Genomic DNA, 10,642 nt, shown 5'->3' with positions numbered 1-10,642 from the left:
GATCCATTCCGAACTCAGTAGTGAAACGCTTCAGCGCCGATGGTAGTGTGGGGCTTCCCCATGTGAGAGTAGGACACCGCCAGGCTTCAAATACGACGAGACCCCGAGCTAACGCTCGGGGTTTTTTCGTTTACGGACCCAAAAGCGTGATTCGTGATTCGTCCGCTACGCTGTTCGTCCGTTCGGCTTCGCCTCTCTGTTCGGTTACGAACAGCGCAGCGCACGAACAACGCCTTTCGTCTAATATCTAATATCCAATAGCTAATATCGCTCTAGCTTTTATTCGAAGAATTAGAATATATCCCTCTAATTTATCCCATATCTTAATTCTTAAACTAAGCTAAACTGCTCATGTGAACAACCACAAGGTGCTTTTTATGCTCAAGAACAATTCAAATTCCTACGGCTGGGTAGCCATCTTAATCCATTGGCTGAGTGCTTTAATGGTTATCGGACTCTTTGCCTTAGGCTATTGGATGTTAACGCTTGGCTACTACGATAGTTGGTATCGCTTAGGGCCGTGGTGGCATAAATCATTTGGTATCACGTTGTTGTTGCTAACGATTGTACGGTTGGTTTGGAAGCTTGCGAATGCCACGCCAAAACCACTCGGTACACGACTAGAGCAAACCGGTGCGCGTATAGGGCATAGCTTAATTTATGCCTTGCTCCTAGTAACGATGATTAGCGGCTATTTGATTTCGACGGCTGACGGACGTGGGATCTCTGTATTTGACTGGTTCGAAATTCCAGCTTTGATTACGAGTATCCCGCAGCAAGAAGATATCGCGGGAGCCGTGCACTGGTATACCGCTTTAGCATTGGTAATTATCGCTGCAGGACATGCGCTGGCAGCCCTAAAGCATCACTTTGTAAATAAAGATTCAACTTTGACCCGTATGTTAGTCGCCAAACGTAGTCAATCGAACAACGACTAACGCATCACGAATAATGTTTCATTTGAGGAGTTTAATTATGAAAAAATTAGCACTTGCCGCAGTTATTTCAGCATCATTATTTGGTGCAACCCAAGCTAATGCAGCTGATTATGTGATTGATACTGACGGTGCTCATGCATTCGTTCAATTCAAAATCAGCCACTTAGGTTATAGCTGGTTACTTGGCCGCTTCAACGATTTCGAAGGCACATTTAGCTATGACGAAGCGAATCCAAGCGCTGCCAAAGTTGATGTGACCATTGATGTTGCAAGCCTAGACAGTAACCATGCTGAGCGTGACAAGCACTTACGTAGTGCCGACTTCTTTGATGTGAGTAAATATCCGCAAGCGAAGTTTGTTTCGACGAGCTACACACCAAATGGCGATGGTACTGGCGTGATGAAAGGTAACTTTACCTTACACGGCACCACCAAAGAAATTGCGATTGATGTGAAAGAAATCGGTGCTGGCCAAGACCCATGGGGTGGTTTCCGTCGCGGCTTTGAAGGCTCAGTTACATTAACGCCAGCTGAGTTCGGTATGGATTACGATTTAGGTCCAGCTTCTGAAACAGTCGAAATCTTCTTATCGATTGAAGGTATTCGTCAGTAATTCGAAACCGACTAACTCGAGTAACTTAAAAGGCTTGCGGTTAAACCCGCAAGCCTTCTCGATAACACTTCAACGCATTCGCGGTATCGCCAAGCGCATCATAGGTTTGAGCGAGATCGAATAAGACTCGCTGCGATGGCGCCAAATCCGCCGCACGACGTAGCGCTCGTTGTGCCAATGCATAATCTTTCGTTTGTAGTGCCATTTGACCAATAGCTTGTAGCAAGAATGGGTCATCCGGCTTTTTCTTTAATCCATCTTGTACAATATCGCGAAGCTCAGGGCCGGCGACTAAAAGCTGTTTATCGAGTAAATAAGCAATATCAAGCTCACCGCGTTTTAATGCCCGCGCTGCGACTTTATCTGCTGCTGCGGTCGCATCAAAAGTTTTCAATGCGCGTAGGTACGCCCGGCGAATCGCTTTGTTACGCCGTTGATCACGCGTTAACGCCTGCCAATAATCCTGAAGCGCACTCGCACTGCTACGCCCTGCTTCTAGCATTAAATTAAAATAAGTTTCCTCAACCAACGTCTCAAACTCGGTATCGCTAAAGAGCTGTTGCTGCTCCGCTGCATTGAGCAAACCGGCAATATCACGATAACGATGGTGATAGCGAAGGCCAACAATCGCTTGGCGGATCAGTTCAGGATGACGTGGATAATCTTTAAGTAGAGCGCGTAATTGGGTCAAACGGCTATCAATACTGTCTGGATTTTCGCGCAGTGCCATAATCATTTCTGCAACGGCTAGTTCGGCGTTCTGATCGGTATGCGTTAGCCATTCACGCGCTTGCTTCACATCGCCTGCTTGTTGGGCTGCATAGGCTGCTAATAACGCATCATTCGGCTGCTTACGCAGCTGCCAAGCACGGTTGGCGGCTTTTGAGCTACCTGCATAGTCACCATGATTAAGCCCAACCAAGGCATCATGGAATGCGGCTTCGGCCTTTTGCTGACGACGGTTTCCAAACCAACGAACGCCCCATTTGGTACCGCGAATAAGTCGGGCGATGAATGCGAATACAGCACGTAAAATAATAATAGCAATGACCAATAAGATAAGCGCCGCAACGACGCTTGTCTCAACGGTGTATGAGCCAACAGAAACCAGAACATAGCCGGTGTTTCCTGACCACAGCGGGCCAAGTAGTAGTCCGGCAATAAATAGAACAATTACAACCAAGGCAGTTTTCATCGGCTTAGCCCCCTTGGTTAGTTTGCGCAACTTGTTTGGCAAGACGCTCAAGTTGAGCCGTTGCCGTTAACTCAGACGGATAGTCAGGTCGCAGTTGCGTTGCTTTCAGCGCTTGTAGTTCATCAACAAAACGGTTTAAATCAGCGTCGTTGACTTGTCCTTGCAGGCTCGTCAGTAGCTCTATAGCCTCATTAATATTCGCTTCATAAACTAATTGTGAACCAGTCACAGCCGCTTGCTGAGCCAGTTGAAGTTGTAGCAACACACGTTGTTGTAGAACGTCGAAATAAGCATCGGCAATCATCGGCTCGACCGGAGTATCGCGTCGCTGTACACGTATAAACTGTTGCATCAAGGTATTTAAACTACGTTTCAGGTGACTCAACCAGTTATCTTCAGTGCTGTTACTCGCCTCAGCGCTCGACATTGCGAGCTGTTGATACCATTGACTTCGTGAAACCTGATCGCGCAAGGTACCTAACTGCAAACTGACCGCCTCAATTTGGCTATCAGGTAATTGTTTTAGCATGGCAATATCATTGGCCAAAGCTTGGCGTACGGGCATATGCGCTGGGTTATCAAGTGCAATAATGTGCGACTCAGCCAACTCTAAAAATGCTCTTGCTGCATCAGCATCATTTTCAATCCAGAGTTTCGTCGAGGCCCGCTCGGTGAGATTTCGCGCTTCAAATATACGCCAATTGGATTCTTGTGAAATATCCAGATTGGCCAGCTCCGCCTGTACCGACTGAACCGCTAATTGATAGTCATCAAGACGTTGTTGTTGACGACCTAACTGAGACTCAACACGTTGCTCCAAACGCTCAACTGACGAACGAACCGTCGTACTGACGGCCTGCTCCATCTCATCTAAACGCCCCTGTAACTGCGAGATGGTCGTTGCAGCAGCGTCTTGTTGCGCCGCCATGGATGCAATCTGTTGCTGATGCATTGGCCATACCCGAGTATAACCGAACCACATGGCCACAATTATCGCTGCAGCAAGAATAACCACAATGATCCAAGCGATGAGCCCTGAGTTGCGCTTCGGTTTCTTGCTCGGCTCTTTCTTAGTCGTAGTTTCGTTGGCCGCCTGCGTTGTTTCTACCTTTGGCGCTTCGGACTTCGTTGGCGCACTCTCGGTTGCTGGCTTTTGCTTGTTCGACTCACTCATGGACATTCCTTATATGCTTACTGCTGTTCCAATAATTGTTGCCAGGCATCGACTAAGGCGAATGGCGTAGCGCTATGAGCCACCGCAACGTTGCCTTGTAGGGCCACTGGTAAAAGTTGCTTTAAGCGGTCGCTGGCGACAATCCAATAACAGTTCGCTAACCAGCTTAGCGCTTGCCTTGGTACCGCCGCAAGAAAATAACTTAACTGTTCAGCGCTCGTTACCACAATGCCATTAACTTGCTGTTGCCACTGCTCAAACTCATTCGGCGCCAAGCTAACCGGCGTGCGCTGATAAACTTCCAAATACGTCACATCGGCACCGCGCGCACGAAGTGTGTCTGCAACCAATTCACGGCCACCGTGACCACGAATAAGTAGCCAACGTTGCCCTTTGACTTGTTGTAACTCCGGCAATCTAAGTAGCGCATCGCTATTGTGTTGTCGCCACGGGCAGTTGACTGGACGCCCAACGACTTGTGCGATTGCCGCGGCACTTGTCGGCCCCACGGCATACCAACGGGCGGAAGGCATTGGCTGCTCAGGTGCCCACGCCGCCGCTTGTTTGGCAAAGTGCCGCGCCGCATTCACACTGACCATCATGCCGGCATCCCACGGTTGCTGCAAAATGCCACGCAAACTGTGGTTTGGATCATCGAAACCACTAATCTTCACCATGCTTTTGCTACTGCAAGTTAGCCCCATGTCAGCCGCACGAGCCCGCTGTTGCAGTAGCTGAGCAAGTTCGTGTGCTTGATCATCTGGACGTAATAGCAGCAAATGATGGTTCATGATTGCAGTTCGTTCTCCGCGTACACGTCTTGTAAAATTTTGCCGGCACCGCGCGCCAACAAATATTCGGCGAGTTCGGTACCCAGCGCTTCGGCGTGATCGCGATGCCCTTTAATTTCGCCCTCAATAATCTCACTACCGTCTGGGCGGCCGACTAAGCCACGCAAATGCAGCTGATCACCGTGTAACTCTGCATATGCACCAATTGGAACCTGACAGCCGCCTTGGAGGCGACGATTCATGGCGCGCTCAGCCAGTACGCAGCTACGTGTATCCGCGCAAGTCAACGGTGCCAGTAATGCTTTTGTTGCTTCATCGTCGCTACGGCATTCAATACCCAATACGCCTTGACCGTTCGCAGGTAAACAGAGTTCAGCCGGAATACGTTGTTTGATACGGTCGGTAAGCTCGAGGCGAATCAACCCCGATGCTGCCAAAATAATCGCATCAAACTGACCTTCGTCGAGCTTGCGTAAGCGCGTTTGCACGTTGCCACGCAAATCATGCACCACCAAATGCGGGAAGTTGGCCAAAATTTGGCATTTACGACGCAGGCTACAGGTACCCACAATGGCGCCTTCAGGTAAGTCATCGAGCTGGGCGTAGTTGTTTGAAACAAACGCATCACGCGGATCTTCGCGCTCACAAATACCAAACAGCTCTAGGCCTTCTGGAAACTCGACTGGCAAATCTTTCATCGAGTGCACGGCTAAGTCCGCCTGGCCTTCTAACATAGCAACTTCAAGCTCTTTGACGAATAGACCTTTACCGCCAATCTTTGCTAATGGCGTATCGAGAATTACGTCGCCGCGCGTACTCATGGGTAGCAACTCAACCGTCAGGTCGCTATGCAGTTGCTCAAGGCGCGCTTTAATGTGTTCGGCTTGCCACATGGCGAGCAGACTCTTGCGTGTGGCAATGCGTAAAGTTTGACTCATCATTCTGCTCTAAACTCAGTTTGAAGGAGGGGTTAATAACAAGGTTTTATCCGCTTGGCGGCTGGCAGCCTCGCTGAGTAACTCCCAAAGTTCGCTACCGGTGCGATTATCGATCCACTTTCCGTCACGAAACTCAAAGTGATGACCATTGAACTTGGTCGCCACCCACAGTTGGTGTAGTGGCGGCTGTTTATTAATGACCATTTTGGTGCCGTTCGGGAAGGTCAACTCAAGGATGTCGCCGCCGGATTCACAATCAATATCAACACCGCAAGCTTCAATGGCTTCTTCAATCGCTAAAATCGTTGCTTCCGCTAATTCGTGGTACTCGTGCTCTTGCATGTCAACTCCTGATAATGACATTTGTGCGTCTCAATGCGATGATAGACGCATCAACAAAATTAACCGTAATTATTAGGTACAGTTTACCGATGTTTAACTTGAAAGTAATGCGTCTGATCATTGTAGCAGGAACACTCGGTTTTATCGCCGCTTGTGGGCAAAAAGGGCCGTTAGAATTGCCACCGCCGGCTGAGCAAAATCAACCGACGAATCCTGCAGAAAATGGTGAGTAAGCATGAGTTTTGATTATCGTGATGGCGCTCTGTATGCCGAGCAGTGTAGCTTGAGTGAACTGGCTTCACAGTACGGCACGCCGTTGTATGTGTATTCGCACCAACGCATCTTAGAAAACTGGCGACAGTTTGCCGCCCATTGGCCAGCTCCACATAAGCTGTGTTACGCCGTAAAAGCGAATAGTAACTTAGCGGTGCTGAGCGTGTTGGCACAACTAGGTGCGGGCTTTGATATTGTCTCCGGCGGCGAGTTAGCGCGAGTTTTAGCAGCCGGCGGTAAGGCGCAAGACGTGGTTTTTTCAGGGGTAGCCAAAAGCCGCGCGGAAATGGCCTATGCCATAGAGCAAGGCATTTACTGCTTTAACGTCGAATCAGCAGCCGAGCTGGAGCGTTTGAATGAGGTTGCCAAGGTCCATGGTGCCGCAGCGCCAGTTTCGTTGCGGGTTAATCCAGATGTTGATGCACAGACACACCCTTATATTTCGACCGGCTTAAAGAGTAATAAATTTGGGATAGCAATGGCGCAAGCGCGCGAGGTTGCGCTGCGAGCACAGAGCCTATCGCATATTAAAATGCAGGGTTTAGATTGCCATATCGGCTCGCAAATTTTGTCGCCCGCACCATTTTTAGATGCTGCAGACCTAATGCTACAGCTGATTGAGCAGCTACGCGGTGATGGCGTTGCGATTTCCCATTTAGATATGGGTGGTGGTATGGGAATTCCATACCAACATGAAAGTGAGCTGGATGTGAGTGCTTACTTACTTGAGTTGCAAAAACGCGCAGCCCGAGTCGGTAACTTGACCCTAATGCTCGAACCAGGCCGAGCTATTGTCGGCAACGCTGGCGTTTTATTAACGCGCGTGGAATATCATAAGCCTGGTGTCGACAAAGATTTCTTATTGGTCGATGCAGGCATGAATGATTTGATGCGCCCGGCGCTTTATCAAGCCTACCACGACATTATTCCGGTGCAGCAGAACGAAGCCGGTACATCCATTGTTGATGTTGTTGGGCCAGTGTGTGAAACCGGTGACTTTCTGGGTCATGCGCGTCATATTATGGCGAATGAAGGTGATTTATTGGCGGTGATGAATGCTGGCGCCTATGGTTTTACCATGAGCTCCAATTACAATACGCGTCCGCGTGCTGCTGAAGTTATGGTGGCAGGCGCTTCAGCACAGGTTGTTCGTCAGCGCGAAACATTCAGCGAGTTATGGAAAGGTGAGCAAATCATGGAGATGCCAGAATGAATTTTGCGAAAATGCATGGGCTCGGCAACGACTTCATGGTGATTGATAGCGTCACCCAAAATATTTATGTGAATCCAGAGCAAATTCGGCATTGGGCCGATCGCCATCGTGGGGTCGGTTTTGACCAGTTGCTGTTAGTCGAACCGCCGTACGATCCTGATTTAGATTTTCATTATCGTATTTTCAATGCGGATGGTTCTGAAGTAGCGCAATGTGGTAACGGAGCACGTTGCTTTGCATTGTTTGTGAAGCTAAAAGGCCTAAGCAACAAAAACCATCTGCGAGTGAGTACAAAAGCCGGCAAAATGGTCATGCATCATGAGCGCGACGGGCGCATTACGGTAGAAATGGGGTACCCGACCTTTTCGCCTGCAGAGGTACCCTTTAAAGCGAATAAAGAAGAGTTAACTTACATTTTGCGCGAACAAGATCAAACCATCTTGGCAGGTGTGATGGGCATTGGGAATCCGCATTGCGTGATTGAAGTCGATAACATTGATACGGCACCGGTTGAGTCGCTAGGTCAAGCATTAGCGACGCATGAGCGCTTTCCTGAAGGGGTTAATGTGGGCTTTATGCAAGTGGTTGAGCGGAATCGAATCAAATTGCGGGTATTTGAACGTGGCGTCGGCGAAACCCAAGCTTGCGGAAGTGGCGCTTGTGCTGCGGCGGTGATTGGTATGCGTCAAGATAAGCTTGATGATCAAGTTGTGGTTGAGCTACCTGGTGGCTTTCTAACCATTCGCTGGCAGCCGGGACAACCAGTGCGCATGACCGGTTCTGCGGAGCATGTTTATGATGGACATATAAAATTATGACAACAGAAATGAAAAAAATTGAAACGCCGGTCGTCGATGACACGCTCATTGCGCAATATTTAGAAGAAAACACGGACTTTTTTGAGCGTCATCCACAGCTATTGCAGCAGCTAAGCCTGCGTCATCAAGAGCGTGGTGCGGTATCCTTAGTGGAGCGGCAACAGCAAGTGCTACGTCAACGGATTATGCAACTCGAAGAAGAGATAACCGATTTAATGGTGACGGCGCGGCGTAACGAAGAGTTATTTCAAACCTACAGCGAACTCTATGTCAGCCTGTTAGAGTGTGAAGACTTACCGGGAATTATGGACGCCTTGCAACAAACGTTCTCTGAACGACTGAATATGCCGGCGTTACGGCTGAAATTTTTCGACAGCCCGATTGAGCTAGATGAGCAGTTCACGTTTGCAGCAGATACGCACAAAATGCTACTGAGCAAACGGTTCCAAAACAGCCATGTGTATTTAGGCAGACTCACGGCAGACGAGAAGAAACTATTATTCCCTGATGAACCGATTGCCTCGGTGGCATTATTATTGCTCGGCAATAAAGGTGAATTAGGTATGCTCGCCATCGGTAATCATGATGCAGGGCATTTTGAGCCCGCTATGGACACCTTGCTCGTACGCCAACTGCAAGCGTTGCTCAGTAAATTGTTGCCGCCATTACTGCAGCATCAAGCCAACCATCATGACACTGTCTGAGCTACGGCAACGATTTTTAGACCACCTTGCCGGCGAGCGCGGGCTCGCCGAACACACGCTAACGAGTTACGGTCGCATTCTCGCTGATGATATTGTCGAGTTGTCGAGTCAGCGAGTCGACACACCAAAGCAATTTAATTTACCGGTATTTGAACGTTTATTTGTGAGTTGGCGCCGCCGCGGTCTTCGCGATGCGTCGCTGGCATTGCGCTTAGCTGCTTGGCGTACGTTTTGTCAATATCTTATTCGGGAAAGCTGGCTAACCGATAATCCAGCGGCGCAACTGAAAGCGCCGCGCAAAGCAAAACGACTCCCGAAGAATCTCGATGTTGACAGCATCAGTCAGTTATTACAATTACCTCAAGATGATCCTCTCGCCATTCGTGATGCCGCCATGATGGAGCTCTTGTATGGCAGTGGCTTGCGCTTGGCTGAGCTCGTGGCGCTCGATGTGGATGCTATTCAATCGCGACATCGCGAGCTTCGCGTACTCGGTAAAGGCAACAAAACGCGTATTGTGCCTTATGGTCGCTGTGCCGCAGAAGCGTTAGAACGTTGGTTACCGATACGCGCCCAGTGGCTGGGCGGCAATATCACTGAGCTGGCGCTGTTTATCTCGCAACGGCAACAACGGATTAACCCACGTACGGTGCAGCAACGATTGAACTATTGGGGTCAACAGCAGGGGCTGAAGGGCAAGTTGCATCCGCATAAACTCCGCCACTCATTTGCGTCACATATGTTAGAATCAAGCGGTGATTTGCGCGCGGTACAGGAACTCCTTGGGCATGCCAACCTCAGTACAACGCAAGTTTATACGCATCTTGATTTTCAGCACTTAGCAAAAGTTTATGACGGCGCTCACCCGCGAGCGCGTAAGAAAAAGTAATAGGTTGATTCATGCAGTTTTATCGCCGTTTATATCCTGTCAAAGCCATTAGTTTCGATCTCGACGATACCTTGTACAACAATGTTCCCGTGATGCAACGCGCAGAACAAGCGGTGCGCGATTTCTTGGCGAATGAATTCCCGCAAACGGCGCCATGGCAGGCGTCAGATTGGCTGCAACATCGCTTGCAAATTATGCGTGCACAACCGGATTTATCGAGCAATATGACGCAACTACGGCGCGTCGCTCTTGCGGAAGGCTTGCGCCAATTTGCCGTTACCGAAAATGAAATTAACGCCGGTGTCGATGCCGCATTTGCGCACTTTATGGCGCATCGTAACGCCGTTGAAATTAGTCCAGAGGTACATGCTGCGCTGGCGCAATTGGCGCAGTACTATCCGTTATTTGCACTGAGTAACGGCAACGTCAACGTAGCTGAAATTGGTCTTAGTGACTATTTCACGGGTGTCTATCAGCCATCTGATGTACTGCGTGGTAAGCCGTTTGCTGATATGTTTTTGGCGGCCCAACAACAATTACCGGAAATTGCCCCGCGGCACTGGCTGCATGTTGGCGATAGTCCGAGTGCCGACGTGCTTGGTGCGCATCGTGTGGGTTGGCAAAGCGCATGGTTTACCGGTGGTTTAGGAAAGTACGAACACTTACAAGTATTGCCGACGTTGGCATACAACGATTTGCAACAACTCACTGACCAATTACTGCGAGCACCGAAGTAACTGGTTGCATATACAGT

Annotated in this window: 13 protein-coding genes and 1 rRNA gene; 9 read left to right on the top strand and 5 right to left on the bottom strand. The window is 49.3% G+C overall.

Annotation, left to right across the window (positions count from 1 at the left end):
• The 3 genes from rrf to CWI82_RS10090 form a co-directional block, all read left to right on the top strand.
• A 5S ribosomal RNA gene (rrf, locus tag CWI82_RS11590) occupies window positions 1-85 on the top strand; the annotation flags it as partial.
• Between the two features lie 292 nt (window positions 86-377).
• Window positions 378-938 carry a cytochrome b gene (locus tag CWI82_RS10095; RefSeq protein ID WP_092857571.1) on the top strand — a complete coding sequence of 187 codons (561 nt, stop codon included), beginning with the start codon at window positions 378-380 and terminating at the stop codon, window positions 936-938.
• A gap of 37 nt (window positions 939-975) precedes the next feature.
• Complete coding sequence (locus CWI82_RS10090) at window positions 976-1,551, top strand: YceI family protein (protein WP_092857569.1); 576 nt, start codon at window positions 976-978, stop codon at window positions 1,549-1,551.
• A 40-nt stretch (window positions 1,552-1,591) separates the two neighbouring features.
• On the opposite strand, the gene CWI82_RS10085 is transcribed toward CWI82_RS10090, so the two are convergent.
• From CWI82_RS10085 to cyaY, 5 genes are read right to left on the bottom strand one after another with little or no spacing between them, the layout of a single operon-like run.
• Window positions 1,592-2,746, bottom strand: coding sequence for a heme biosynthesis HemY N-terminal domain-containing protein (locus CWI82_RS10085; RefSeq protein WP_130203441.1), 1,155 nt, complete (start codon window positions 2,744-2,746; stop codon window positions 1,592-1,594).
• A 4-nt stretch (window positions 2,747-2,750) separates the two neighbouring features.
• Entirely contained in the window at window positions 2,751-3,920 is a 1,170-nt protein-coding gene (locus tag CWI82_RS10080) for a uroporphyrinogen-III C-methyltransferase (RefSeq protein ID WP_165383923.1), read from the bottom strand.
• 17 nt (window positions 3,921-3,937) lie between these two features.
• The gene (locus tag CWI82_RS10075) at window positions 3,938-4,711 is read right to left on the bottom strand and encodes a uroporphyrinogen-III synthase (protein ID WP_130203440.1); all 774 of its coding nucleotides are present in this window, start codon (window positions 4,709-4,711) and stop codon (window positions 3,938-3,940) included.
• A complete protein-coding gene (hemC, locus tag CWI82_RS10070; protein ID WP_092857561.1) occupies window positions 4,708-5,649 on the bottom strand; it encodes a hydroxymethylbilane synthase in 942 nt (313 codons plus the stop codon). Before hemC ends, CWI82_RS10075 begins: the two co-directional genes overlap by 4 nt.
• A gap of 15 nt (window positions 5,650-5,664) precedes the next feature.
• Complete coding sequence (cyaY, locus tag CWI82_RS10065; RefSeq protein ID WP_092857559.1) at window positions 5,665-5,991, bottom strand: iron donor protein CyaY; 327 nt, start codon at window positions 5,989-5,991, stop codon at window positions 5,665-5,667.
• A gap of 89 nt (window positions 5,992-6,080) precedes the next feature.
• On the opposite strand from cyaY, the gene lptM reads away from it, so the two are divergent.
• From lptM to CWI82_RS10035, 6 genes are read left to right on the top strand one after another with little or no spacing between them, the layout of a single operon-like run.
• The gene (gene lptM, locus CWI82_RS10060) at window positions 6,081-6,224 is read left to right on the top strand and encodes an LPS translocon maturation chaperone LptM (protein WP_130203439.1); all 144 of its coding nucleotides are present in this window, start codon (window positions 6,081-6,083) and stop codon (window positions 6,222-6,224) included.
• A 2-nt stretch (window positions 6,225-6,226) separates the two neighbouring features.
• Window positions 6,227-7,477, top strand: a complete 1,251-nt coding sequence (lysA, locus tag CWI82_RS10055; protein ID WP_130203438.1) for a diaminopimelate decarboxylase — start codon at window positions 6,227-6,229, stop codon at window positions 7,475-7,477.
• Window positions 7,474-8,295, top strand: a complete 822-nt coding sequence (dapF, locus tag CWI82_RS10050; protein WP_130203437.1) for a diaminopimelate epimerase — start codon at window positions 7,474-7,476, stop codon at window positions 8,293-8,295. The genes lysA and dapF overlap by 4 nt, the downstream gene beginning before the upstream one ends.
• Window positions 8,292-8,999, top strand: coding sequence for a DUF484 family protein (locus CWI82_RS10045; RefSeq protein WP_092857551.1), 708 nt, complete (start codon window positions 8,292-8,294; stop codon window positions 8,997-8,999). Before dapF ends, CWI82_RS10045 begins: the two co-directional genes overlap by 4 nt.
• Complete coding sequence (locus tag CWI82_RS10040) at window positions 8,986-9,888, top strand: tyrosine recombinase XerC (RefSeq protein WP_130203436.1); 903 nt, start codon at window positions 8,986-8,988, stop codon at window positions 9,886-9,888. Before CWI82_RS10045 ends, CWI82_RS10040 begins: the two co-directional genes overlap by 14 nt.
• Window positions 9,889-9,899: 11 nt before the next feature.
• Window positions 9,900-10,625: an HAD-IA family hydrolase gene (locus CWI82_RS10035; RefSeq protein ID WP_130203435.1), complete on the top strand. Its 726-nt coding sequence runs from the start codon at window positions 9,900-9,902 to the stop codon at window positions 10,623-10,625.
• Window positions 10,626-10,642: the final 17 nt, after the last annotated feature.

This window comes from Pseudidiomarina tainanensis (assembly GCF_004214835.1).
Classification (GTDB): domain Bacteria; phylum Pseudomonadota; class Gammaproteobacteria; order Enterobacterales; family Alteromonadaceae; genus Pseudidiomarina; species Pseudidiomarina tainanensis.
This window is presented reverse-complemented; position numbering and strand designations above follow the sequence as displayed.